17 protein-coding genes and 1 tRNA gene are annotated in these 26362 nt (G+C 35.2%); 8 read left to right on the top strand and 10 right to left on the bottom strand.

Annotated features, from left to right (window positions below):
* The first annotated feature begins 571 nt into the window (after positions 1 to 571).
* On the top strand, positions 572 to 1147 hold the full coding sequence (rsmD, locus tag ACP6PL_RS04190) for a 16S rRNA (guanine(966)-N(2))-methyltransferase RsmD (protein ID WP_426542850.1): 576 nt from the start codon (positions 572 to 574) through the stop codon (positions 1145 to 1147).
* Here the strand turns inward: rsmD and petG are convergent.
* On the bottom strand, positions 1136 to 1249 hold the full coding sequence (gene petG / locus ACP6PL_RS04185) for a cytochrome b6-f complex subunit V (RefSeq protein WP_094677928.1): 114 nt from the start codon (positions 1247 to 1249) through the stop codon (positions 1136 to 1138). The two genes, rsmD and petG, sit on opposite strands and share 12 nt — an antisense overlap.
* A gap of 377 nt (positions 1250 to 1626) precedes the next feature.
* Between petG and ACP6PL_RS04180 the strand changes: the two genes are divergently transcribed.
* Entirely contained in the window at positions 1627 to 2007 is a 381-nt protein-coding gene (locus ACP6PL_RS04180; protein ID WP_426542848.1) for a c-type cytochrome, read from the top strand.
* Between the two features lie 58 nt (positions 2008 to 2065).
* A tRNA-Thr gene (locus tag ACP6PL_RS04175) sits at positions 2066 to 2138 on the top strand.
* A 345-nt stretch (positions 2139 to 2483) separates the two neighbouring features.
* On the opposite strand, the gene ACP6PL_RS04170 is transcribed toward ACP6PL_RS04175, so the two are convergent.
* The 4 genes from ACP6PL_RS04170 to ACP6PL_RS04155 all read right to left on the bottom strand — a co-directional run bounded on the left by ACP6PL_RS04170 (position 2484) and on the right by ACP6PL_RS04155 (position 7326).
* Positions 2484 to 3908 (bottom strand): WD40 repeat domain-containing protein, encoded by a 1425-nt coding sequence (locus ACP6PL_RS04170; protein ID WP_426542846.1) that lies wholly within the window; start codon positions 3906 to 3908, stop codon positions 2484 to 2486.
* Positions 3902 to 4444 carry a ferric reductase-like transmembrane domain-containing protein gene (locus ACP6PL_RS04165; protein WP_426542844.1) on the bottom strand — a complete coding sequence of 181 codons (543 nt, stop codon included), beginning with the start codon at positions 4442 to 4444 and terminating at the stop codon, positions 3902 to 3904. Before ACP6PL_RS04165 ends, ACP6PL_RS04170 begins: the two co-directional genes overlap by 7 nt.
* 153 nt (positions 4445 to 4597) lie before the next feature.
* Complete coding sequence (locus ACP6PL_RS04160) at positions 4598 to 6796, bottom strand: DUF6851 domain-containing protein (protein ID WP_426542842.1); 2199 nt, start codon at positions 6794 to 6796, stop codon at positions 4598 to 4600.
* A gap of 14 nt (positions 6797 to 6810) precedes the next feature.
* Complete coding sequence (locus tag ACP6PL_RS04155) at positions 6811 to 7326, bottom strand: hypothetical protein (protein ID WP_426542840.1); 516 nt, start codon at positions 7324 to 7326, stop codon at positions 6811 to 6813.
* Positions 7327 to 8180: 854 nt separating this feature from the next.
* Here ACP6PL_RS04155 and ACP6PL_RS04150 point away from each other — a divergent pair.
* Positions 8181 to 9815, top strand: a complete 1635-nt coding sequence (locus ACP6PL_RS04150; RefSeq protein ID WP_426542838.1) for an NB-ARC domain-containing protein — start codon at positions 8181 to 8183, stop codon at positions 9813 to 9815.
* A 34-nt stretch (positions 9816 to 9849) separates the two neighbouring features.
* On the opposite strand, the gene ACP6PL_RS04145 is transcribed toward ACP6PL_RS04150, so the two are convergent.
* On the bottom strand, positions 9850 to 11538 hold the full coding sequence (locus ACP6PL_RS04145; protein WP_426542837.1) for a S1 family peptidase: 1689 nt from the start codon (positions 11536 to 11538) through the stop codon (positions 9850 to 9852).
* A 672-nt stretch (positions 11539 to 12210) separates the two neighbouring features.
* Here ACP6PL_RS04145 and ACP6PL_RS04140 point away from each other — a divergent pair.
* Positions 12211 to 12744 carry a COP23 domain-containing protein gene (locus ACP6PL_RS04140; protein WP_426542835.1) on the top strand — a complete coding sequence of 178 codons (534 nt, stop codon included), beginning with the start codon at positions 12211 to 12213 and terminating at the stop codon, positions 12742 to 12744.
* 135 nt (positions 12745 to 12879) lie between these two features.
* On the opposite strand, the gene ACP6PL_RS04135 is transcribed toward ACP6PL_RS04140, so the two are convergent.
* Positions 12880 to 15822: a protein kinase domain-containing protein gene (locus ACP6PL_RS04135; RefSeq protein WP_426542833.1), complete on the bottom strand. Its 2943-nt coding sequence runs from the start codon at positions 15820 to 15822 to the stop codon at positions 12880 to 12882.
* Between the two features lie 629 nt (positions 15823 to 16451).
* Between ACP6PL_RS04135 and ACP6PL_RS04130 the strand changes: the two genes are divergently transcribed.
* On the top strand, positions 16452 to 17867 hold the full coding sequence (locus tag ACP6PL_RS04130) for a PEP-CTERM sorting domain-containing protein (RefSeq protein ID WP_426542831.1): 1416 nt from the start codon (positions 16452 to 16454) through the stop codon (positions 17865 to 17867).
* Positions 17868 to 18453: 586 nt separating this feature from the next.
* On the opposite strand, the gene ACP6PL_RS04125 is transcribed toward ACP6PL_RS04130, so the two are convergent.
* Positions 18454 to 20820, bottom strand: a complete 2367-nt coding sequence (locus ACP6PL_RS04125) for a DNA/RNA non-specific endonuclease (RefSeq protein WP_426542829.1) — start codon at positions 20818 to 20820, stop codon at positions 18454 to 18456.
* A 675-nt stretch (positions 20821 to 21495) separates the two neighbouring features.
* Here ACP6PL_RS04125 and ACP6PL_RS04120 point away from each other — a divergent pair.
* Together ACP6PL_RS04120 and ACP6PL_RS04115 are read left to right on the top strand one after the other, a co-directional pair.
* Positions 21496 to 21993 carry a pentapeptide repeat-containing protein gene (locus ACP6PL_RS04120; RefSeq protein WP_426542827.1) on the top strand — a complete coding sequence of 166 codons (498 nt, stop codon included), beginning with the start codon at positions 21496 to 21498 and terminating at the stop codon, positions 21991 to 21993.
* A 15-nt stretch (positions 21994 to 22008) separates the two neighbouring features.
* The gene (locus ACP6PL_RS04115; protein WP_426542825.1) at positions 22009 to 22785 is read left to right on the top strand and encodes an aspartate/glutamate racemase family protein; all 777 of its coding nucleotides are present in this window, start codon (positions 22009 to 22011) and stop codon (positions 22783 to 22785) included.
* Between the two features lie 488 nt (positions 22786 to 23273).
* Here the strand turns inward: ACP6PL_RS04115 and ACP6PL_RS04110 are convergent, their stop codons facing one another.
* Positions 23274 to 24557: a dicarboxylate/amino acid:cation symporter gene (locus tag ACP6PL_RS04110; protein ID WP_426542823.1), complete on the bottom strand. Its 1284-nt coding sequence runs from the start codon at positions 24555 to 24557 to the stop codon at positions 23274 to 23276.
* 74 nt (positions 24558 to 24631) lie between these two features.
* Positions 24632 to 25753, bottom strand: coding sequence for a peptidoglycan-binding protein (locus ACP6PL_RS04105; RefSeq protein WP_426542821.1), 1122 nt, complete (start codon positions 25751 to 25753; stop codon positions 24632 to 24634).
* Positions 25754 to 26362: the final 609 nt, after the last annotated feature.

Below are 26362 nucleotides of genomic sequence, written 5' to 3'. Positions count from 1 at the left end.
GTTTTAACCAGAGGTAATTATCAATTATCCATTATCAATTATCAATTAATGAACGATTTTTTAGTTATAAATTTGTGGTAAAAAAGGTGATTAAAGACTGTTGATAAACCAAATATTAAGATAGCTAGAATACTTGATGTTTGGTATGTTAGGTGGGATAAGATGGACAACTTTCAGCTCAGTCAACAAAAGGAAATATTCCTGCCTAACCTACCCTAAACAATGATTTAACCTTCCTTTAACAAATAGTCTCTTAAAGGGAAAAAATACTAGAATATGGCACAAAAAATTGTAGCAATTAGATATTAGTAAGTCCAATCGCAAATATCTAACCCTTTACTGCATCAGCAATTGGTCAGAATATGAAGCTTCCTTGAAACAGATAGAATGTCTAATCTTTTGCTTGAATTAAGGAGAGCAGGATTATATCACAAACTTTATAGAACAAAAACTTTAGACTATAAATGTAGTGTGGCACTATAGTTTCCAATATTTATAATATAGCCTTTTTCCAGAATTCCTTTTTGAAACACTATATCTCTGCATTCTCCCTCTATTCCCTTTTATTGATATGAATTTAAGAATATATGGAAACCGTCAACTAAAAACTTTACCAGGAATGACAACTCGTCCAACTTTGGCCAAGGTGCGAGAAGCAGTCTTTAATATTTGGCAAAGTAATGTAGATGGATGTCGATGGCTGGATATCTGTGCTGGTGTGGGTTCTATGGGTGCAGAAGCTTTATCTAGAGGAGCATCCTCAGCGATCGCTATCGAAAAATATGGCCCTGCTTGTGCTATAATTCGCCAAAATTGGCAACTGGTGGCCAGCTCATCCCAGGAATTTCAGGTGTTGCGGGGAGATGTATTGAAACGGTTAAAAGTGCTGGTAGGGCAGCAGTTTGATTTGATTTATTTTGACCCCCCATACTCTAGTGATTTATATCAACCAGTATTAGAGGCGATCGCTCAATATCAACTTCTAGCACCAACCAGCGAGTTAGCAGTGGAACATAGTCCCGAAAGATGGCAGATCAAATCAGTGGCCACCTTAGAAATTTGTCGGCAGAAAGTCTATGGCAATACTGCTTTGACTTTCTTTTATTCCACGGAGAGCAGAAATATACTACCCCAATTACATATTTAATTGGTTGCCCCGCTTATATTGTTGATAGGCTGCAAAAAATAGTCCTGCCAATGTTACGAGAATCAGACCAAGTACGATTCCTGAAAGTAATGGTTCTACCACGAAGCCAACTCCTTATAATTGAAATTTTTGTTTGTTATTAATCAATACTACTATTTATTTTAAAGCTAGGGTTGATATTATCTGCTGGTATTAAGGTTAATAGCCGATGACTACTACACCAATATTTAAAAATAGAAATCAAAAATATAAAAATATAGTAGATTAAAGTTCGGATTAAGCTTAGAGCATATTAAGAGTTAATCTCTTAAAGCTTAATTAATCTCTTGTCACTCTTCCTCCCCCTCAAACTTTCTAGCCCATATATTTGTAAATCTTTAACTTTCCATAAAAATATTGCCTGGAAAAGATTAAAACTGTTAAGCTATGTTAATTGATATTAAACTTTCTTGTAGATAATTGTTGAGATATTAAAGATTTTGGATAACCAACTTGCTGACACTAAAAAAGAAACCCTACTAAAGTGGATTAGCTTAGTTGGTCTGGCTGTTCTTTTGGCAATCTTATTTATAATCCTAGGAGTTAATCAGTTTCAGGTTTCTGATCCTTATAGCAAAAACGTATTGTCCCTCGAGGGAGACCCAGTTAAAGGCCAAGCAATTTTTAAAATGAACTGTGCAGGTTGTCACGAATGGCCTATAGATAGTCAGGTAGGACCGAGTTTAGAAGGAATTTCCCAACATAAGTCGGACGTGGCAATTATTAAACAAGTAGTTAGTGGCCAAACACCACCTATGCCCCAATTTCAGCCCAATGAGCAAGAAATGGCCGACTTATTAAGCTATTTAAAACAAATTTGATTTAAAAGTAAAAAAGGGTTGCCAAAATAGGTTTAGCTTTGCTATATTAAAGAACGTTGCCGGTGTAGCTCAGTTGGTAGAGCACTCGACTTGTAATCGAACGGTCAGGAGTTCGAGTCTCCTCACCGGCTTTTTGTATGACATTCAAACTATCATAAACTTTTGTTATTTTTATAGTACAATCCATAGTCCATCTATAGTTCCGTCCAGATTTTGTTTTTGGCATCTATGAGATGAGCTTCTTCTGTTACTCTTGGAAAACTTTTGTGATTTATAAATTCTAGAACTTTTATATTACAAAACCTTGTAGAGCTAGCCTCCTCGATCGGAATTGTGTTATTAGCTATGAGTTATTAACTTACTATCACACTGAAGGAGAAATTAGTCTCCTACGAAGAATTAAAACTTATGTTTGAACAGTATTCCGCAGGAAAAGCTGAATGCTAAATGCTAATACCTGAATGCTTCAATTCAAACTACAACCAACCATGCCAAGGACTAACCTCAAGTACACCTGTTGGAGTCATTACTACCTGGAATAGTGCAAAAGATTGTTTCCGTGTTATAGTTTCAGGATTAGCATTACTTAATAGCTTGGGTAAAAGTGTTTGTCGTGCATAATCTTGAGCAGATTGATTTATAGGTTCAAGATTAATTATTGCTCCATCCTCATTTACTCTCGCCCGAAATACTAAATCTTCATACCAAGTAGGAGTCTGTTGCCAACTTTGGTCAATTTTGTCATACAAATTTTGGTTTAACTTCTCTAACTGAGCTAGATCGGTAATCTCTGAAATAACAGCAGCTATCTCTGCTTCTTTTTTGACAACAGATGGTTGAGTTGCATTCTCTAACTCCTTACTACTCAAACCAGATACAGACCACAATTTAATTGTGCCATCGGCACTACCACTAACAAGAGTTTTCCCATCAGGATTAAATTTTATAGACCAAACTGCCTTAGAATGACCAGTCAAGGTTTCCAGTACTTCTTCCGTATCTATCTCCCACAGATGAATATCTCTATCGTAACTACCACTAGCAAGAGTTTTGTTATCAGAGCTAAAAGCAACAGACAAAACTGCCTCAGAATGTCCCTGTAAAATGCTTTGTAGCTGACCAGTATCTACTTGCCATAACTTAACAGTTCGGTCTTGACTGCCACTTGCCAAAAATTTACCATCAGGACTAAAAGCGATCGCCCAAACTGTATTTTGATGTGCTGCTAATGAATGGAGTTGCTTACCTGTATATAACTGCCAAGTTTTGATTTGACCATTCTGAGAACCACTGGCAAGTATCTCTCCATTAGGACTAAAAGCTAGAGAAGTTATAGGAGCTGAATGTTGCAAGCTACCCTCAATAGAACCCGTTTTGAGATTCCATAGCTTAATCATCCCATCATAACTACCACTAGCAAGAGTATTACCATCAGCACTAATAGCTATAGCTTTCACATCATCGGTATGAGCTTCAAGAGTTCGGATAAGAGTACCATTAGTTAGATCCCAAAGTTTAATGCGGTTATCCCAACTACCACTAGCAAGAATTTGGCCATCCGGACTAATAGCAATAGATTCAATAGCGTCAGCATGAGCATTTATGGTATGAAGTAACTTATTATTGTTGAAGTTCCAAATTTTGATGACACCACCATAACCACCACTAGCTAAAGTCTGACCATCAGGGGTGATGGCAACTGTATAAACCCATCCCAAATTTTGAGCAATAGTTTTCTCCAAACTGGTTTTTGCTTGTGTTTTCTGAAGAAAATTGTTGGTTGAAATTAGTCGGGAATGCCAGAACCCAAAACCTCCAATTCCGGCGCTTATAGTTAATGCTATTACTGTAGAATATTTCCGCAAAAAAGGTGGGTTGAGTAGAGATTTTAATCCTACCATTGTTCAGTTTTCCTCATACTCTTAATTTTTGACAATTTATTTTGATGCTCTCGGAATTTTCTCACAATAAATAAAACTGTTATGCTGGTAATTCCAACTATTCCTGATGGAGTAACATAACTCCAATGACCCCACATTTTGTCGATGACGTGCCAAACTAAGAGAAACATTGCTATATAAGTTAGTTCATGTAGTTTCTTCCAATTTCTCTTCAATTTTTTCACGCTCCAATCATTAGAAGTAATTGTTAGTAGGGTGAAAATTATGAAAGTTACAACTCCTTGTACATATATCCAATAAGTTTGAATATCGAAAAAATCAAAGTTTCTCTTGCCAACTAATAAAATTCCATGACCAAGAGCAAATAAAAAGGCAACTACACCAATTTGACGGCGATACTTCAGTAACAATTTGGGGATTTCAGTTTTTTTAGTCTTGGGAAAAACAACTCTCAAAGTTGTTGGTAGTAAAGTTATGATGTAGGAGATTAATGCGAAGAAACCTAAGTAATTAGCAAGTGGTGTTGTGTCTAACATAATTAACAATTAATAATTGATAATGATAATTTATGGCCTCTTCTTACCTAGCTATCAGCTTTTAGCATTCAGCTATCAGGCTAAAGAAGAGGCAAAAGAAAGTGAGAAACCTTTATGAAGTCAGAAGTTAGAACTGATAACTGATAATTGAGTTCAAGCAAGCTGAACAAAATCATCAATACCAATAACACTTTCGGAAATGCCCTGTAGAGTAATCGAAAGTTGGTCAACACTAATGCGAGTGTCATTACCTACTTGAGAAATAGTCAATTGCTCAAAACTTAGACCATCCAATAAACCTATCGCATCTATTCCATCTTCAAAATCAACAATAATATCGTTTCCATGACCCAACGCAAAGTCAAAGCGATCGCCACCTGCACCGCCAATTAAAACATCATCTCCCCGATGGCCACCAATAAGATCGATACCTGCACCGCCATTAACTGTATCGTTACCTTTGCCCCCATAAAGCAAGTCGTTACCATCCCCACCAGGAATTAGGTCGTCTTGACGATGACCGGAGATGAAATTATTTTCAGCAGTGCCAATTAGCTCATCGCTCTCATCTGTACCGAGAGTCACATTAGGAGAAATAAGGGACTCAGTAGCTGACCACACATTTTCTCCTACTTCTCGCCCTAACTGCCGACCATTTATATCTCCATCATCAAAATGAATACCACCGTAAAGACGAGAAATACCTGCTTCGTCAGCAGCGTCGCTAAAAGTTGCCCACTCTAAAGTTATAGGTTCTTGTGGAGTCACACCAGGTTCAAAACGAGACTCTCCTGCTCCAAAACTTACAGAGGCACCAAAATCATCACTACCAGTAAACCGTTCCAAAATTTCCGCACCCGCAGCACTAAAGGTACTATGACCAGATACATATTCAGCAAAAGGAGGAGAGGGGTCACTACCAGGAGTTTGGTAGGTCAGAAAATCAGTTGCCAAAATCCTTTGTGTTCCTTCTCCAGGACCTGCCCAAGCATCAATGGCAAAACCACCAAGTTCTGAATTAAATTCTCCAATTAAACGCAGTTCTCCTAATTCCCGGACGGTGCGTACAGGTCGAGCATAATCATAAAAAGTTTTAGCATCCCAAGCAGCAATACCAGCATCAAATACTGCGTTACCTAAATTAAAGAACAGTTTCACATCCTGGTCTAAGGTATGATTATCCCTAGCTGAGACATATTGTCCGAAGGTCATCCAAGTTCCAGGAGGGAAAGATGTACCACCTCCATCTTCCCAAAATTCAGCAATTAATTTTTGTTCGTCTGTGAGGTTAGCACTAATATCAACCACTCTTTGTGTTTGTGCGATAAATTCAGGATTAATAATAGTACCCACAATATCTGGAGTAATATCCACCACAGACTGGTCTGCTAAAGTAATTGTGCGTGTTTCTAAGTCTACTTCACCATCAACAAGTAAAAATGGTTCTGGTGCTTCTGGTCTTATTTCTTCCAGGGATGTGAGAAATGCGGGTGTGACATTTCCCCATTGAGGTGTTAAGAATGTTTGTATTCTTTGTTCTTCACCGGGTAAAGCATCAATAGGAACTCGTTCGGGAGTCCATAACTCAATGTTGGTAGTTTCTCCAGGGGGATTAGTTGGTTGATAACCGCTAATGTCAGAATAGGGAGTACCATCACCATTGGGATCATTTCCTAGTTGGTTGGAACCATCATTACGACGGAATGTTAATAGTGCTTCAGCGGAGACATTACCAATACCAGTAGGAGTAGTAGTATCTGTGGTGGTATTGTTGGGGTCAAATCCCAATTCCGTCATTATGTCGTTGAAAATTTCTACTTCCGTGGGAAATAGTTCAGAGAGTACCCGATAAGCAGCAAAACTCATAGCTTCGGTTTTGTTAACATCGGTGTTTTCTGACTGAGGACGTTGGAGGTTGTCTTCTAACTGAGTTGATGTCGCTAGTGGGTCGTAAGCACTCCAAGCGTCATAAATAGAGGTGTGTAGGATACCGTAAGCACGGGAGGCAACAGTTGGACCGGGGGAAGTATTGATGACTGCTTGTTGTACTGCTCGGTCCCAGAGTACGGGAATGCTTGGTGAAGCATCTTCTACTGTGACGAGTTGAGTTTCAGGATCTACTGTGAGGTTGATGTTGTTGTCAGCATTGTTGGAGATTTGCTGAATTTGTCTGTTAGAGTTATTCATGTTTTTTTCCTTGGTGTAAAGAATTAATTTTGATGATTCGGTGAAGTGATACCGTTGTACGGAAGTATAATCTGGTTGAACAGTTGTCATTGCGACCAAAGGGTTTGTCCAGTAGTAATCTCCTAAACCTCTGAGATTACTTCCTTCCACGAGTATAAGTCGCAATGACTTTGGTTTGGTTACAAACGCTCAACACTATTAATCAACCAGCAATTAGTATTTGAATCCCACACAAAGAAAAAGCGAATAGTTTGCTCTATTTCTCTGTTGGAGGACATCAAGTACCGCAATCTTGTGTCTACTGTGGAATAATAAGGATTTACTGATACCCTATAGGTACCTAATACGTCTACCCTTCTGACTTTATGCCACCAGTTGGTATAAGAAGTGTACCCTTGGGGATGGAATTTCCTATTTTGTCGTAACTGGGGAGATAAAGAGTTCCAAGCTGTTTGGTAGTAGTAGTTATTGATATTGCGATAGTAATCTCTAACTGATTGTTCTGCTGGAGGTCGGTGAATTATGTGAGGTCTAGGTTCTATATTTCTTAGTTCCGGACATTCGTCAAAGAATATGCAATCAAAAAGCTTTTCGAGAGGATACTCCAAAAGAAAAGAAGCTGCTTGACAGGAAGAAAGGCTAGAACCTAATATACAAAGACTAAGGAATAGGGTTATTCTCGAAGTTATTGTCATAATGTTTATCCTAATTTTGAGGAATTGCAAATTATATAGTCTCAGTTCAATTGATTCTTGCACCTCCGAATAACATTGACTAGCTTTATCCACTTAATTGGCTGTATATGTTTAAGGTTTTTTATTTTGGTGAATTGAATATTTTTGAGTTCTATTTACTACTTCTTAAACGTATAGGTTGAGAATTTTTATTCACCAGGACTTACGCACCCAAACAAGAAACTGGGTTTATTACTCTGATTATTGTTTTTCCAACCAGGAAATTTCGTCGATCAATCTGGTTTCTGCATAAGTCCTAGTAATAGTTAAGTTTGTATAACTTACATCAATCATCAATCAAATGTAAGTATTAGTTAACTCTGTTGTTGAGCGATCGCTTTCTTGTTTATTTACGAGAAGTAGAAAACTAAATTTTCTCAACTATTTTGGTTCAATAATAGGGTCATCTTCTTCGTCATCTAGATCGAGGAAGATGTTCATCATTCGTCCTAACACGGTTGTATATATCAACTGAGTCATCTTTAAATTTAACCCCTTGTTTTACGGTATGTATACAATATATTGTATACATACTATAATGTCAATACCTATATCTATAATTTTTTTGTATACTTTGATTGAAGCCTGAAACCTTTATTAAATAAACTTTATAGCTTTACTTCAGTTTTATATATGATTAATGTCCACAGCTAAAAATATAAAGTTATATTATATATATAGTTGGCCTATGAAATTTGACATCCTGTATCCAGTATTTTATAGATTGTAGAAATCTCTAGCTCAAATTTAGTTCATATTCCAGTACAATATGTATACTGGAAAGATGCTAACTATATCGGGAGGAAACTATATTCATGTCTCAATTACCCCAAGACTTTTTGAAGCAATTAACGACGGAAGCTACTAAGGTTAAACTGTCTGATGAAGAACTCAGAACATTGATCGTCGCTCTTGAGGGTCTGTCAATTAAAGAAATAGCTGAGAAAGAAGGTATTTCTGAGGTGGCTATCCAAAAAAGACTAGGAAAAGCTTACAAAAAATTTGGTATTACTAGCAGCGGCCCGGGAAAGTTGATGGAGCTGAAATATCAACTTGAGTCAAAATATCAATCTCAGATCGAAGTCAAGCAGGAGTTTAAAACTGAAGGTAAACATTATCATTTGGAATATGCGCCACGACCAACTAATTTTTATGGACGAGAAGAACAACTTACTAAACTTGAAACATGGATAATTAAAGGTAAGTGTCAACTTCTGGCAATTTTGGGAAAAGGTGGTATTGGTAAAACTGCTTTATCAGTTGAATTAATCGAAAGAATTAAAGGTAATTTTGATTATGTAATCTGGCGATCGCTCCGTGATGCACCAGATTTTATTAAGATTGTAAGCGATTTAATTGATATTTTGCCTGGGGATACTACTCCGTTCAACGTAGAAAATGAATCTCTTAGTCAGTCAAAAAGAATAAAAGTAGAAAATGAGATAATTTCGAGGTTAATGCAGTATTTAAGAGAGCGTCGTTGTTTGATTATTTTGGATAATTTGGAGACAATTTTAAAGGTTAATGACTTTGTTGGATATTATGAAGATGAAGATAAAGGATATGGCAGACTTTTAGAACGTTTAGGAGGGGAAAAACATGAAAGCTGCATATTAATTACAAGTCGAGAAAAACCAAGAGAAATTGCCTTATTAGCACAAGAAGAAATAGAAGATGAAAAAATACAACCTGTTCGTTTCTTAAAATTAGAAGGACTCAAAAAAGAGGAAGCAATAAAAATTCTCGAAGCTAAGAAATTATCTGGAGAAGATATGTGGAATCGTTTGATTAAACTTTATGAAGGTAATCCTCTTGGTTTGAAATTAATTTCAAATACTATTAAACAACTTTATGGAGGGGATGTGAGTGAATTTTTAAATCAAACATTATCGTATGTGGTTAGGGGGTTTGGAGCGATAATAAAAGAACAGTTTAAACGCATGACATCTTTAGAAAAAGAAATTGTCTATTGGCTAGCTCTTGAATCTCGTTTATCTATAGAAAATTTGAAAGAAAAATTCATCTCACCTCCTCGACAAATAGGTGATATTTTGAATGCTTTACAATCATTAAATGACCGATATATGATTGAGAAAGAAGGATCTGATTGGAACTTACAAGATACTATTCGGGAATGTGTACTTCATCAATTTGCCAAGCAGATTTGCCAGGAAATTCAGCAAATTAAGGACTTCCAGACAATGCAAAATATTAAGCTTATTAGAAGTCACAAGTTTACAAATAGCAATAATACGAAGAAGAATGAGATTAACTCTCCTTTAAAATTAATTGAAAATAAGTTATACAGTATGGAAGATTTTAGAAGTATCGAAAGGGTAATTGAAAGACTACAAGAAATTCAGAAAATTATAGAAGGAAAATCTCAACTAGAAATAGGATATGCTGATGAAAATGTTCGGGAACTTTTAGAGGAATTTCAGCGGAAATAACGAAGATATCTGTTTGGCTTAACTGGCAATATTTTTATTCATTTGAAGCATTCCAAATTTTAAGAAATTCAGATTGAACCTCTGAAGGTAATTCGTTAATTCCACTTTGGAGAGTTTCGAGTGCTTCCTTGTGGTTTGATTTTTCCGGCTCATAGTAGCGACAGACATTAGTCAGGAATAAATCTCGTTTCCGAATGTCAAAAATACCCCATTGTGTTTGAAAATCAGCCCAAAGAGGACGATTTTTTGATATTTTTTCTTCTAAAAAATTCAGAGCTTTTGTTTGATTTTCCTGATTTTTTGAAAAGGGATTATGATATAAACCGCAGACAAAAACAATATCAATATCTGATAGTTCTAGTTCTGATATATGGGAGGTTTGTTTTCCACAGTTGGCTCCTGTTTCTGGATTATATGTTGGAGGTTGTATATCATTTTTTGTTTTAACTAAATCAGTTGTAAAACAAACAATATTAATTATTTCTGGATCGTTAGGGTCAGCCTTTGTTGATAAAAAAGTTGCTCCAACAAAAGCTTTTAGATTAGGATTTTCTTTAGGAACGGCATAATGAATAGCATAAAAATATTTTTCGTCAGGGCTTATGTTAATATCAAAACCAAACTCATAATTTTGTTGGGAGTTAATTTTAAATTCTTTATCCTTTTTTGTACCTTTATCCTCTATTTTTCTTATAGAATCAAGAAAAACTTCAGTATGGCAGTCCTGTGGACGCCGATATAGACAGTAATTTTTTGGATATCTATTCCAGTCATCTGAATCATCCTCTACTGCTTGTGTTTGGGCTTTAGAAATAGAATATATATCATATATTACTTCTTTTTCTTGAAGTTTAAGGGGTGAAGATTGAAGTGTTGGTTTTGGATCTGGAGAAGGGGATCTTTGAGGTGAGGGGGTTGGTGTTGGAGTTGGAGGAATTCGATTGTTATTTGCCCGATCTGAATTTTCTTTTGCCTTTGCCAGCCTAATCATTGTTTTGATATTGCTGAGATTAGGCTTAATTGCAATACCAATACTCAATCCTGTATATTTATTTTTATCAGTTACAGCGCCTCCGGGGTCTTGTTCTAGGCGACTGCCAATATGAATTCCAACCAGACAGCCTTCTTTATTTAAAATGGGACCACCACTCATTCCTTTTAAGGAGGTGTTAATCCTATCTTTATAAGTGTAAGTGAAAGTAGAATCGGCGTTTGAAGTAGTAGAAATAATGCGCCCGGGAATCCCATAAAAACTAGCAATATTATCACCTTGAATTTTTTGAACATAAGGATATCCAGAAACATAAATATCAGAACCTCCCTTAACATCATCACAATCTACTTTAGCAGTGTCATAATCCTCTTTAGTCGTAAACTTTAAGACAGCTAAATCACGATCACTATTAGGATTTTTTTTAAACACTTCAACTGGATACTGTTGATTAGAAAATTTTACTCCTAGTTTATCTGGATCTAGATCCCTGGGAATAACGTGAAGTGCCGTTAAAACATAATAAGTATTTCCTTCTTTTTTATAGATTACTCCTGAACCTAAAGGTTCAGAAGTAACTAAGTTTTCAATCAAAACAGTAGTTTTTTCAGCTTCTTGATACATTTCTTCATAAGTTTCCAGAACAGTTAATTCCGAAACAATTTCAGGCTGAATTGTTCCTATATTTGCTGTAAGAATAACAGTAGTTAATAAACTGTATAAAAATTTCATTTTCTCTATCTCCAAGATTTGACTAAATAGTTTTTTCCTAGTGGGACTTAGACAACATAGAAGTAGAAAATAGGCTCAAACATAGACAGGTAAAAGTTTTTACATCAAAAAGGCATAATATCATGTCCAGTTGAATAGTTATAAATAAAGACGGAGAAGTCAGGAGTCAGGAGTCAGGAGTCAGGAGCGAAGAGAAGAGAGTTTGAATGTATCAGGAGGAGAAAGTTTTTTTGATCGCTAACTATCCGGACATAATATAAATCCTTAATTATCAAGGCTTTTAGATATTTTTAGGCAATCGATGTAATTCTGTTGTCTAGACTAACTTTTAGGTATTTTTTCTCCCAAAAAATGTCTAAGTACCATAGCTCTCTCAATTCTCCCCTTAACTTCAAAAGTTAAAGGCTCTTTAAATTTGGAATAAAACCACTCAAGTTAATACTATTGTGATAAAATCTGTAACTAACTTTTCTCCAAAATCCTGTGTAGCAACAACCTGTGTGCCACAAGCAAAATTGTATCTTGTAAATCATACTTTTGTATGTATACTATAGTGTAGTATATAAGATATACTAGAGAAAACTTTCATTTTTTCTTTTTTCTATTTTGCAAATCTACTATCAGGATCTCCATAGCTAAAGCTAGGAGTTTCCAAACTACTGGAGGTTTTAGATGAAGTATAAATTCTTAAAAAGCATAATTGTAGGGACTTTTGGTGCGTTAAACTTGGCAATATTCCCTCTGATTGTTCGGGCTGAGAAAACGCAAATAAAGGTTAGCTGTAACAAAAACTTATCAACAGAAATTTCTGTTCCTACTGACAATTATCATCGTGATTATCGTGACAAGTATTATCTAAGGTTTGGTGAAATTTTTGCCAATGACCCATACAGAGCAAAGCAACTGTGTGAAGATGTTGCTCAGAAATTACAGAGTTATGGTGATGGGCTTAGGAAGCTAAAAATATATCAAGGAGAACAAAATGATCGGGTTATCTTTTGTTTAACACCAGAAGAAGAAAATTCTTGTACCACTAGCAGTGAAGTATTATTCGTACTTGAACCAGGAGAAAGTGAAGAAATTTTAAATGGTTTATTAGCTGAAAAAATTAGCCCTATTCGTCCAGATCGTAATGGCTTATCAACTTTTCCCACTTTTGATCATCTAAACTTTTTGCAAAGAACAATACAAAGACTTCCATTTTAATTTTATTGGCCTATTTTAGTAATTTTGTCAATAAATCTCAATTTTATTTAATAAGGATTGCTTGTTTGAATCTTTAGGGACGTTGTGTGCAGCGTCCCTAAATTGTTATTAATATTACCTAAATATAAATCTTGACTAAAAATCAAGTATATCTTGCTCTACATTTCTTTGCAATTTTTTTAACTCTTCACAAGTTTTATCGCTTGTATTTTTTACTTTACAATCATTAACTGCTTCTGTCAGAGTTTCAATAGCCAGATCTTTATAAGTTTTATAAGTTTTATAAGTTTGAAAGTTATAATTTGGTTCTGGGTCACTTCTTGCTATTTTTGCCAGACAAATCCAAGCTCTACCCTTGATTTCTAAATTGACTGCTAAATATCGTATATCTTCGCAGTCTTCTGATGCTCCTTTAAAATTTTTATTTTCTAATTCAAGATACACTCTAGCTCTGCCTAGTAAAGTTACTGCTTTTAAAGGAGCGTAGTTTTCATTTATTAGCTTCAAGGCGTTGCTGTAAAATTTTTGTGAGTTATCAAAACTAAGATTTGCTTGTTGTTTATCACTCATTTTTTTGTGAACTTTACCTTGTCTAAAATAAACTTCTCCTAAGCTTTTATTATAATCTGTTTCTAAATAACTGTTATAATCTGAAAGCTGTTTGTTCTCCTGAATCTTTTGCAAACTTTTATTAAAAAATTCCAATGCTAGTTTATATGTATCAATAGCTGTTTGATTATTGCCCTTAGTTTCTTCCTGATATCCCCATTTTTTGAATGTTTGACCCCTATTATTTAAAGCTTCTGCGTAGCTCTGACGAATTTCTCCTTTGTCTTTTTCATAACTATTAGAATTTTCCTTCTCAACTTTTTCATATTCTTTTATAGCAATTTTGTGATTATCATCGGCTTTTTCATATTCCCCTTGTTCCTGATGATAAACTGCTATACAGTTATAAGTTTCTGCATATAATAATAAAAATTTTTTTTGTTTTTTTGCTAGCTCTTTTGCTAGATCTTGTGCATTATTGCATGATTCTAGATATTCTTTATCGAACTTACCTAACTTACTAAGTATATAAGCCTTATCTATCAAATACCTAGGATCTTTTGGATTGCTGTCTATGAGCTTCTGATAAGACTTATAAGCTTCTTCGAGCTTTTCTGTTGCTTTTTCTGGTTGACCAATACTGATCAATTCATCTGCTTCTTTTCTTAGTTTCAATGCTATATTGCGCTTTTTATTTGAGCTGTCATCAATAAAAATAGCCCAACTAAGAAGCATAATAAAAAATATCGCCCCAAAGCTCATTCCAATTATCCAAAACTTTCGCTTAATTGGTGATTGAAAGTAAACAATATTTTTGCCCTTCAATCTTCTTAAATCATTTAAAACTTCTTGTGCAGAATTATAGCGGCTTTGTACAGGATCGAAAGCCACCATCTTATCCAAAATTCTGACTAATCTATTATCAACTTGAATATTCTCACTCCAGTTATATTTGCCAGTTTTTTTATCCCGCAGACCTAACTGATTTGGTTCTTTTCCTGTTAATGCTTGAATAGCAGTTATTCCTAGAGCATATATATCACTATTATATTGTTCATTCCCTTGAGCTTGTTCAGGTGACATATAACATCTAGTTTTTACTGATTGTGTAGAGGGACTTGACTGATTGAAATCATCCGAAAAACTCACCGCTTTTTTAACTGAACCAAAGTCAATCAAGACAAACTTTCCATCAGAAGAACGTCGCATAATATTAGAAGGTTTAATATCGCAGTGAATGACATTGTTTTCATGAATAAAATTTAATATTTCTAGCAATTGCTTTAAAAATTCAATAACTTGATTTTGGTTCCAACTTTTTTCCCTCAACAACTCTTGGCGAATATCTTCGCCTTCTATATATTCTTGAACTAAATAAAAAGCCAGGTGATGATTTTCTCCCAACTCTTCAAAATCATCAATAAATTCAGGAATCTGATCGTGGTTCTCTAAGCGCCTTAAAGCATTTACTTCCTTTTTAAATTTTCTTTTTGCTTCTCGCCTTTTGAGATGATTATAGTTATCAAATTTCAGTTGCTTAATTACACAAGTATGAGTTTTATTTTCCTCTCTTTCTTCTGCTAGATAAGTATTCCCAAATTGGCCACTACCTAAATAATCTCTAATTCTATAATACTCATTATGAAGGGATTGACCTAACATTCTCAAAGGTTGTATATCGTACAAAACATCCCTAGCAAATTGGTAGCGCTCCGTTGGGTCATGCTTTACCATTTTGATTAGAACACTAGATATCTTTGGATTAACTTTAGATAGTAAATTTTGCCATTTTACTTCTGCTGTAGTATCACAATTAGATAGAGGATGTTTTCCTATTAAACCTTCAATTGCTACTAAACCAACAGAATAAATATCACTATAAAAACTTGGTCTTCCTTCCTTTTGTTCGGGAGCCATGTAAGAGTATGAACCACGATCTAGACCAGTTACAATTTTCTGAGAGTAATTAGAACTGATTAATTTTACTAAGCCAAAATCTATCAGACATATTCTTTTATCCAGCTTTCGTCTAATTAAATTTTCCGGCTTAATATCACGATGAATTAAAATTTTTCCAGTTATGGTTTGGTTTTGCAGGTGTGCTAAGATTTCCAAAATATCCATTAGAAATTCAATCATTTCTGCTTGATTCCATGTTCTTCCGTTTACCTGATTATTTTTAAATTCTTTTCTCAGATTATCACCCTCAATATATTCCTGAACTAAGAACCTACTTTCTCCTTGATGATCTGGTAAATTACAAGTAAAAAAATCAATCATTTTTGGCACTCGATCGTGATCGATTTTTTTCAAAACCTTATATTCATTGTGAAAGTCTTGTATTGCTTTCTTCCCACCAGTAGATTGTTCACTAAAATCTTTTAATCTCTTAACTGCACATTTAGAGTTATCATTAGATAAATCTTCTGCTAAGTAAGTAATACCAAAACCACCTTCACCCAGAAATTTCACAATACGGTATTTACCCTTTTCACCAGTAATTACTTGACCTATGAGACCCTGATTCATATTAATATGGGAAAAAATATTTGCTAATTTTATCAAAAACAGTTTGAAATATTAAATCATTATTATTTTTATAGCATACAATTTTTAGATAAAAACTACCTGAAGTCTCTATAAAATCCTTAACACTTAAGCATGAAGGATTTTCTTTGCCAAAGCATGAACATTAGGATTAATGTCCCGTAATTCCTGCTTTGCAGTTTCGCTTATCGCTCAGTATAGACTTTGTACTTAATCTTATGGATTAATCATATAACATACAGGGCAATAAATTTTACTCACTTAGTGCGGGCATCTTGCCCGCTTCGGGGTGTACCTCATAACAACGGAAAGCGCTGTATTAATTCTAAGCTGTTAATTGAGACGGTTTAACGGTTTGGTAAAAATTTATCTCAATTCATCAGAAATTATCCGGATACCATACCCCCAACAACGGAAAAAAGAAGTAATACCGTTTCACGGAAGTCAAAAGTCAAAAGTCAAAAGTCAAAAGTAAGATTTTGTAGACTCGAAACTTTGACGCAACAGTAATTTCAAGAAATTATTTCACATCTAAAGTTTGAAACTATTTGTGACATCTTTAAAGTGAATTGGTATTAGAATCAAAGGTTTGTGTGGAGAGATATAAAAAAATGAAACTACTTCAGAGTGTAATATCAGTGCTAGTTGCTAGTGTCACGGCGATCGCCCTACCCAATGTTACATTAGCGACAACCCTCAAATTTGATTTAGAGTTTGCTACATCAAATCAGAATATTTGGGGTGAAGAAAACGGAAATTTTACTTGGGGTGGTGATAGTGGTTTATTTGCAGTTGAGTGGGATGAGTCAATAGCAGAAAACTATCCTCTAGATGTAGGTTTTAATGCTTTTACAGAAGGCAAATTAGGTTTACAAAATACTTTTAATTTAAACGGTGGTATTGTTGATGCTTTAATTCCCGTTGATTTATTTTTTGAGATTCCAGATACATCTGTCAAACCAGGAGAAATATTAACAATTAAATCAGGTTTTTCTTTTGCCGATAATGCCAGTTTTTCGACAAAAGGTATTAATGCTGCCTATGATTTAGACTTAATATTTGATGTGGCTACAGGAGTAAATGTTGAACCTAGAAATCAACTAGATTTTGGATTTGATATTGATGAAACAATTAATCTAGTAAATCTGGATGGGGATAATGTTAATTTACAACTAGATGAAAAATTCGGAGGTTTTGATATTAGTTTACCTCAAGTAAATACAACTGGATTTCAGTCTGAAAATTCTCTCAATAATCAACTAATTTCATCTGGGGAAGATGAATTTCTGAAAGCTGCCATAGATTTAGATGGTTTAGCTAGCCTATTATTTGGATTACCATCATTACAAGAAAAGCAAGAATTAGATTTAGGATTTTTTGGAAATCTTGGCTTCTCCTACAATCTTTTTGATATAGAAGTAGCAATGGCTTTATCAATGTTGCAAAATTTTTCTTTAACCAGCACATTACCAGCAATATTACAATTAGAAGATAACACAATGATCGACTTTAATATTGGAGATGAAATTTCCTTAATTATGCCTGATAATGTAGGAGATTTTCTAGAAATAGAAGCATTTATTGATTTTAATGCCTTGTTTAGGAACTCTACCAGTTTAGGTATTGATTTTGGTCTGGATTTTCTAGCAGGGGAATTTGGTCTAGAATTACCAATTATAGGCAATCAAAATTTAGGTCCTTTGTTTGAGGAAAGTATTGGTATTTATGAAACTGCTTTTGAGTTGTTTAACAATACATTTCAATTAGGTGGCTTTAATCAGGAAAAAGTTAATTTCCAAATAGAAACTGTGGCAGAATCTTTGAATAATCAACCACAAATTAGTTTACTATCAGCAGCATTAGCTCAACCAGAAAAAAATAGTTATTTATCAAATAATAATCTTAGAGTCGAAAATACTGAAATTAGTAAAGAAGTTCGAGTGCCAGAACCTAGTTCAACAATAGGTTTATTGACATTAGGAATTTTAGGAAGCGGTTTAATATTTAAAAATAAAAAGCTTAATTAGAATTAGAGCATTTTTTAGGGTAAATAATTATAATTAGGCTCATAGTATTGGGCGTTGCTGAATTAAGGGATGAATATTAAGTGGGGTGGGACAGGCATCTTGCCTGTTCCTGCCTGTCCGAAAATATCAGGGGTGGGACAGGCATCCTGCCTGTTACTGCCCATTCCACAAAACTATTAAAATCATGCCCCATTTATGCAACGCCTAGTATTGCTCTAGTCCTAATACTAAGTATTGTAGGGGCTAGAGCAATACTACAAACTACAAACAAAAACTTTTTTATCGCTTACACCGGTTTTCATATGAATAAACCACAATGATACTAACTCCTAACTCCTAACTCCTGACTCCTGACTCCTGACTCCTGACTCCTGACTCCTAATAATCAGTTTAGTGGTCTACTCAACTGAAAAGCGCTGTATGATCCGGATATGATTGATATTATTACTTTCAAAAGCTGTTTGGTTTGCGCAGCATTCCCCAGGAAAAGCTGAATGCTAATAGCTAAATGCTTACATTATATTGGCAGGAATTAGAAATAAATAAGTCTAATTCCTAACCAAAGAAAAACTTACAAAATTAATCGTTAAACAAAATTTTGTCCGGTATTTACTGAGTCATAAGTGTTAGAGAAAGCACTCTGCCAAGTAAAATCCTCATAGGAGCTACCAGTACCAGCTAACTGCAACGAATGACCTACAGGAGTAGAAGCAGTTTCCGATACACCAATATTAGTGCTAGTTAGACCATTAGCAGCACCACCAACAGCAGTCAGCGTACCTTCATAACTCAGGAACTGAACCACATCATTATTATCATCTATTAACGCAACACCATCAGGACTACCATTTTGAATCCCAACAATACTAAAAAACTCAGTACCAAAACCGTCATCTTGATTAGGAAGAATTCCAGTTAAGTTCTCAGTGTCGTAGACTGTGCCACCATTACCATTGTAAAATTCTAGACGCCAACCGCTAAGGTTAGTACCAGCAACTCCAGCAATTTCAATTCCTTCACCAGTATCGCTACCAGAGTTATCGTAATGAATCTCATTAATAAAAGCAACACTCTCAACAAAATTTTGTCCAGTGTTTACTGAGTCATAAGTGTTAGAAGAAGCACTCTGCCAAGTAAAGTCAGTATAGGAGCTACCAGTACCAGCTAACTGCAACGAATGATCTACAGGAGTAGAAGAATTTTCTGATACACCAATATTGGTGCTAGTTAGACCATTAGCAGCACCACCAACAGCAGTCAACGTACCTTCATAACTCAGGAACTGAACCACATCATTATTATCATCTATTAACGCAACACCATCAGGACTACCATTTTGAATCCCAACAATACTAAAAAACTCAGTACCAAAACCGTCATCTTGATTAGGAAGAATTCCAGTTAAGTTCTCAGTGTCGTAGACTGTGCCACCATTACCATTGTAAAATTCTAGACGCCAACCGCTAAGGTTAGTACCAGCAACTCCAGCAATTTCAATTCCTTCACCAGTATCACTACCAGAGTTATCGTAATGAATCTCATTAATAAAAGCAACACCATTATTAGTAGAACCTCCACCAGAGCTACCACCAGAACTACCACCGCTAGAACCTCCAGCCGCTTCAAGAGTAGCTTCAATACTATCTGGAAGTTCAGAGAAGAAATCGAATCCTGTAGCAGTTTCAATTTCATCTACAGATATCACCCAATCTTGCCAGGAAGTACCAGATACAGACTGGGAATTAGGAATATCAATAGTGATAGTGAAATCATCGGCGCTTACATCTGCAGGAGTTTCTCCCTCATCAACAAATAGCACTGTCTTCCAAGTGTTACTGGGAACCAGAATATCATTATTAGGACCGATAAAGTTGGCAAACCCATTAGAGCCATCGCCACCTTGGCCGTAACCGCCAGCATATATGTATAAATCTTGCCCAGTCAGTTGAGTACGTAGGTAATTCTCGAAAGATGCCCAAACCCCACGGTTATTGTTAGGTGCTTGAGGCATCATGTTGGTCATAAAAAAGGTGTTGGAGTTATCCGTAACCGTTGCTGTTCTGTCAGCAGAAGGTGTAATGTGTCCTCGGTCAAATCCAGAACCACTATAATCACCTCCTCCGACTGGGGAGAAAGAAGCAGGCAACTGATTGTCAGGACGAAAATCGTTTTGACGGGATGCACTTCCTCTCCAGGATTCGTTTAATTGCCATCCTACCCAGTTTGCGTTTCTGGTATTATCGTTATAGGAGAAAGCATATTGGTCGCGGACAAGGAGGTAATTATCAGACACATTAGCATCTGTAACTGCGCCAGAAGGATTTCCAAAAGTAAGGTGAACGCTAGAACCACCAGAACCACTACCTGCATCAGTTACAGTCAGACTACCACTAGGCATTGTTTGGCGAGTGCTATTACTCCCTGTCCAATTAGTTCTGTGACTAATTTCAGCTAATAATTCTGCTTTAATTCCTGATGTTGTACCACTATAAACAGCATTATCTATTTCATTAAGAGCGATCGCTGTTTGCCCATTTATCAAACCAGTTGGCAATGCAGAAGTAGTGGAACTGGTAGCATCAGATTGCCAACTACTATTTTGACTGTTGAGAGCATAGAGAAAAGTAGGATTAGAATCTGTACCTTGATAAGCAATAATTTGGTCTCCACTGGTGCTGAATCCTAAACCAGAGTTTCCAACACTGATTATCTCACCAGTAACATAATTGCGGGTAGCTTCCCAGGTAAAAGTTCCTTCATTACCGCGAAAATCCCCGTTACTCCTGACCCCATCATCAGTAAAGTTAATTTCAGTCCCAGTACCTATATCTTCAAGCACTACAAAACTGAACTCATCTGGGTTATCAAAATTAAACCCAGTGATGGCGATGTCCCCTGAACTTAAATTAGTTGCCATAATTAAGAATAATTCTGATAAATTAATTATTGTCACTTATCATACACCCAGACTTTTACGGAGTGGGTTAAAGTTTGTTTAAAATTTGTCTAAACATTTACTCAGAGAATGATGGCGATCAAAACCTGGCTATTGCTAGTCAGATTTTTTTAAGTATTGGTTGTCGCTAGGGAACAAAATTACAAAACCAGGCTTTCTTGATCTCGTCTTGATAAATTAGCTCTGACGATCAATTAATAATACTGAGTGTCTGTGTTTTAAGTTTTACTTCTAGTATTCTGATTTTCTTCCACTAAACTGTGTTGCCTTGAGATAATTTTTTCCAAAAATTAAAGTAGTGGACAGACACATCTCAATAAGTGTGGATTAGGGCGGGTTTATATAAATTTTAGGGCAAGCATGAGAATTTATACTACCCCCGCCTAGTCACCATTTTAGGTGTGCCACACCATTACTATTAAAAAATTTGGTGTTATTAATTTCTAGGTATGAAATGCCTAAATTTATCATGTGTAAATCAGATCTATTTTCACCCCAGTTATAGTGGAAAAAGCTCCTTTTATTTGATATATTTATCATTTATAGGACTTAAGCATATAGCAAGAAAGTATTAGCTTGAGATGACTTCATTATCACTCTTAATGACAGAAATACTTTGTGCGTGCGTAAGTTATAATTTGCTTATATTCAATTTTGGGAGTAGTTATTCTAATGGTCAAAAAAGCAATTTCAATACTTGTCTTAATTTTGACAGTTGCAGGTTTTTGGGTGATGAACATCTATCCAACTCAAGCAGAAGAAAATAATGTTAACTATACTCTCACAGACTTAAACAATCGAGATTTTGCCAACAAAGATTTACAGGGTACCTCCTTTGCTGGTGCAACAATGTGGAATGCTAATTTCCAAGGTGCAAATTTGCAAAACACAATTCTTACTAAAGGAGATTTTTTGAGAGCTAACTTAAGAGAAGCAGATTTTTCTGGGACTTTCGCAGATAGAGTTAGCTTTGATGAAACCGACTTAACTAATGCTATTTTTACAGATGCAATGTTGATGAGTAGTACCTTTCGTAAAGCAGATGTGACAGGAGCAGATTTTTCTGGAGCATTGGTAGATCGCTATCAAATAAAATTAATCTGTAAAACAGCTTCAGGAAAGAATTCCATTACAGGAGTAGACACTCGCCAGAGTTTAGGTTGTTCTTGAGTTAACATCTTAATTATGAAACAAGGGATTCGGCAACAAGCAATTCCAGGAATTATCGGAGGAGTAGGTCCCCTAGCACATATTGAATTTGAACGTCGGTTAATTGCTTTTAATGCAGAGCGAGGTGCTGTTAGCGATCGCGACTATCCTGTTTGGATTTTAATTAATGCTACTGATATTCCCGATCGTACCCAAAGCTTATTGGGAAAACTGCCAGACTGTACTCCTTGGTTAGTTAAATACGGAAAGATGTTACAAATGGCAGGAGCCAATTTTTTGGTGATTACCTGTAATACAGCTCATGGATTTTATCAAACGGTACAACCTCAATTAGATATTCCCTGGATTCATCTGATGAATGCGACGGCAACATTTATTAAAAGTCGTTATCCTGAGTTTCATCGTGTTGGTGTTTTAGCAACAACAGGAACATTACAAGCAAAACTGTATCACAATAGTTTAAGTGCTTTAGGGTTAACTGTGATTGCACCACAATTAGACTCACAACTACAACAGGATGTTATGGATGCAATTTACAATCCCGTTTGGGGAATTAAAGCAACAGGAATCGAAATCTTACCAGAACCAATTTCAATTTTAGATAATGCTATGACATGGTTAGAGGAGCAAGGAGCAGAATTAGTGATTGCTGGTTGTACAGAGATATCAGTGGTGTTAAAGAAACTTAAATGCAATGCCCTAGTTGATATCGATCCCCTTGATATTCTGGCAAATCTGACCTTAGATTTAGCATTTGGTAATCAAAAAATTCCTATTATTATACCTAAATAGGTTTTGCTGGTTAAAATATAAAAGCATTAATAGGTAAAGTTATTAACCTTTTTAGGTCTGTAAAAAGTGCAAGCTTTTAACTCCAAAATGTTCAAAAAGTTAGCATTATATAAAATCCGGTTATACAGTAATCGCAAAATTACTTTCTCTTAATACAGATTTTCTAGCGTGGGCGAATTTAAAAATTCATGCTCTAAATCTTTTCTTTCTCCTGACTCCCCTCCTGGGAGGGGCGGGGGTGGGTTGGGTTAGGGGTGGGTTGACTCCTGAGTTCTAAATCTTTTCTTTCTCCTGACTCCTGACTCCTGACTCCTGACTCCTAGAGCGATACGATAAGTATTTAACCGGATTCTATATTAAAGGTTGACTATAGTAGAAAAATTAAGGGACTATTCTTCCTACTACCTCCTCTATTATTCCCATTTCTCCTGACTCCTGTACAGGCGATTCGCGAATCGCCCCTACGACTCCTGACTCCTCCCTCTTTTTTAGATTTCTAATGTTTGAGGTTCAGAGGTAAATTTTGGTGATTGCTTATAATCGGCGATCGCTGCTGTAGCCGCAATTCCGGTGTGAACAATTCCCAAAGTTCTGAAGGGATCGATAATTGGATCAATGGCAATCAACAGTACCAGTATTGCTTCTAGTGGCAAACCCAAAGGTTGCAATACTAAATCCAGCAGGGTTAAAGTTAAAATTCCTGTTGCTCCTGCTGTTGCCATACCAGCTAAAATCGAAGCGATAATAATAATTATGGAACTCGATAAATTTAATTGATTATTATAAAGTTGAACAACAAAAACAGAAGTAGTTGCAAAATAAGCAACCGGACCAAATCGACAAACTGTAATTGCCAGAGGAATCACTAAATTAACTGTTTGTCTGTCGAATTTTAGGGACTCAGTTAAAGCAGAAATAGAAGAAGGTAGGCAAGTAAAACTACTTCGAGTTGCCAAAGCTAAAATTGTGGGTTCTTTTAAACTCATCAAAACTTTCCATAAAGAACAACCCGCTTTTTGCCAAACAACAACTGTACTAACTATATAAATAATAAAAAAGGTTAAAATTGAAATAATTACAAAATTTTTCATCGCAGCTAAAATGCCGAAACCTGTCGTAGCAATTTGGCTAGCCAAAAGACAACACAAACCTATGGGTAAGAATAAAATTATCCAATCAATTAACTTTTTAGATGTTTTAAATACCATTTCCAAAATATTAAATACATCCTCTTTATAAGATTCTTTTAGATACCCCATTGCTACACCAAAAACAATGGCAAAAAAAAGGGTCTCTAGAGCATTACCTTCACTTAAAGATGCAAAAATATTTTCAGGTACTAAATTAAATAAAAAAGATATTAAAGTTGTTTGTTGATCGACGACATCTTGAATAATATCACCATTAAGAGATATCTCTAAATCTAATTCAGACTTGTTAACAATTACACCCAAAGCTGTTAGACTTGAATCATCTAAATTTCCTCCCGGATTGGTAAATACTGTAACCAGCGCTCCAATTGTACTTACGCCAACTAATCCAATTGAAAATACAATTAAAATACGTTTGACATATTCACTAGCCTCATTACTACTTATGAGTCTACCTACACTCATAGTTATTGCTGAAAACAACAATGGTAAAACACACATTTTCAACAACTCAAGATAGAGATTTCCATAAGGAGTTAAAATAAGGCTAATATCCTTTTGAAAAATTCCTAAATATAATCCCAGTAAAATCCCTGGAACAATAGACCATGGATTACGCAATATCTTGATTAATGAATAAAAATTAAATCCATTGAATCCTTTTTTTTTGATCATAACAAAAATGATAAAAGTTTTTATTTGAATTTATCCAAACTAGATTTTTCTAATAACTCAGAATATTCACTCAACAAACCCTTAACCGTATAATTAGTATTGGTAATTTTTAGGTATAAATTGACAAATTCTAACAGGTGATTGCTAGACCATGGTAAAGCGATCGCTATAGGATCTTGAGTATCTGTAAGGGCAACAGTTTGAAATTTTAAAGCCACATCTGGTTGATTGACAACAATTTTTTTTACTTCTAACTCATCTCGATAAGCTGCTAATATATCTCCTTTAATTGCACCTTTAATAACATCTTCCCAACTCCCATAAGTAACAATTGTAGCTTTGGGAAATTTTTGTTTGGCAAATCCTTCATAAGAGGAACCATTAATTACTCCTATCTTTCCTTCAAAGTCTCTCAAAAATTCTACTGTATCTTTATTTTTGGCAGCTTTAGTTAATTGTATTCGGTTAAGTAATAGCCCCTGACGCATGGTAACATAAGGATGAGAAAAAGAAATTTTTGTGGCTCTATTCAGAGTTTGACTAAGTTTGGAAATAGCTAAATCTGCTTGACCTTGAGCGACAATTTTAACTGCTTCATTAAAAGTTTTAGCACTACGATTTAGTTGAACTTCAACCCCCAAACCTTGAGCTAAACCTTGGGCAATTTTCATATCTAATCCTTCCAATTCACCCCTGTCATTTTTCACAAAAAAAGGTGAATTATCATACTCTGTCATAGCAACAATTAACTTACCTCGATCAATAATTTTTTGTATGTCTGGTGAGAGTAAATTTCCTGAAAAAGAATCTTGAGGAAAACTATCAGTATTCCCTTTAATAAAAGCCCAGGTTTCCGGATCGACTATTCCTGTTGCTGTCAATCCTAAACTAATCTGAAAATTATAAACTGCTGCCCCTGTTTCTTCACCGTAAACTCCATCTATAGCTCCAAGATAGTAACCTTTTTGCTTTAATTTAGTTTGTAGCTTGATAACATCATATTCTTGGCTATTTTCAGTTGATTGTGAATCTGAAGGGTTAGCACTCTTTAATTTTTCTATATTTCTAACTTGAGCAATATTTTCTGTTTGTTCGTAGGAAAAAGAATTTGCAGAATATACTATTTTGATAGAACTTGTCACAAGAAGAACAATTCCGAAAACAACCAGGGTAAATTTTATAATGAGATATTTTTTTTTAAAGAATTTATCCATGAGTATCGTTCGCCTTGATGGGCTAGCGTGGATTTCCAGTTATCATAAACAATTGAGATTGTCAATTGTTCAGACAAAATTTTTGACATTTTAGATAATCACCACCAACCAATAGATTATACTAAATTGGGCGATCGCTAATATCTTTAAATTATGAGGGTAACAAAAGGTGAAATAGTTAAAACGATTGAAAAAACTACCTTTTTCAGGGAGGATTTCCGATTCGCTAGATTATAGTCATGCCAGAAAAAAATCCCCCTCTTCTAGAGGAAGCATGAACTAAATTACAACACACAAACCAATACGATAAATAATTAAATAAACTGCCTGAAGACTTAATTTTTTATCGATCTATGAAATAAATACGTAATATCCATAAGTATTTCCGTAAATTTATATCAAGATTTGGTAAAGGTAGTCAGTAATTTGATCGAGTTTTGGTAAATTTACAGTAAATTTGTCAAACCATAATAGCCAGAGAGCAAAAAAAATAGCCCCCTCTTCTAGAGGAAGCCTAAGCTAAATTACAACACACAA

It is taken from the genome of Dapis purpurea BLCC-M126, from assembly GCF_050015975.1.
GTDB lineage: Bacteria > Cyanobacteriota > Cyanobacteriia > Cyanobacteriales > Microcoleaceae > Trichodesmium.
The sequence above is the reverse complement of the archived record's forward strand: the minus strand, read 5'-3'. Positions and strand labels throughout refer to the sequence as shown.

Coding starts and splice junctions, on each gene's coding strand:
- rsmD (WP_426542850.1), top strand. CDS start 572: ATGAATTTAAGAATATATGGAAACCGTCAACTAAAAACTTTACCAGGA.
- ACP6PL_RS04170 (WP_426542846.1), bottom strand. CDS start 3,908: ATGGTAGGATTAAAATCTCTACTCAACCCACCTTTTTTGCGGAAATAT.
- ACP6PL_RS04165 (WP_426542844.1), bottom strand. CDS start 4,444: ATGTTAGACACAACACCACTTGCTAATTACTTAGGTTTCTTCGCATTA.
- ACP6PL_RS04155 (WP_426542840.1), bottom strand. CDS start 7,326: ATGACAATAACTTCGAGAATAACCCTATTCCTTAGTCTTTGTATATTA.
- ACP6PL_RS04150 (WP_426542838.1), top strand. CDS start 8,181: ATGTCTCAATTACCCCAAGACTTTTTGAAGCAATTAACGACGGAAGCT.
- ACP6PL_RS04145 (WP_426542837.1), bottom strand. CDS start 11,538: ATGAAATTTTTATACAGTTTATTAACTACTGTTATTCTTACAGCAAAT.
- ACP6PL_RS04140 (WP_426542835.1), top strand. CDS start 12,211: ATGAAGTATAAATTCTTAAAAAGCATAATTGTAGGGACTTTTGGTGCG.
- ACP6PL_RS04135 (WP_426542833.1), bottom strand. CDS start 15,822: ATGAATCAGGGTCTCATAGGTCAAGTAATTACTGGTGAAAAGGGTAAA.
- ACP6PL_RS04130 (WP_426542831.1), top strand. CDS start 16,452: ATGAAACTACTTCAGAGTGTAATATCAGTGCTAGTTGCTAGTGTCACG.
- ACP6PL_RS04120 (WP_426542827.1), top strand. CDS start 21,496: ATGGTCAAAAAAGCAATTTCAATACTTGTCTTAATTTTGACAGTTGCA.
- ACP6PL_RS04115 (WP_426542825.1), top strand. CDS start 22,009: ATGAAACAAGGGATTCGGCAACAAGCAATTCCAGGAATTATCGGAGGA.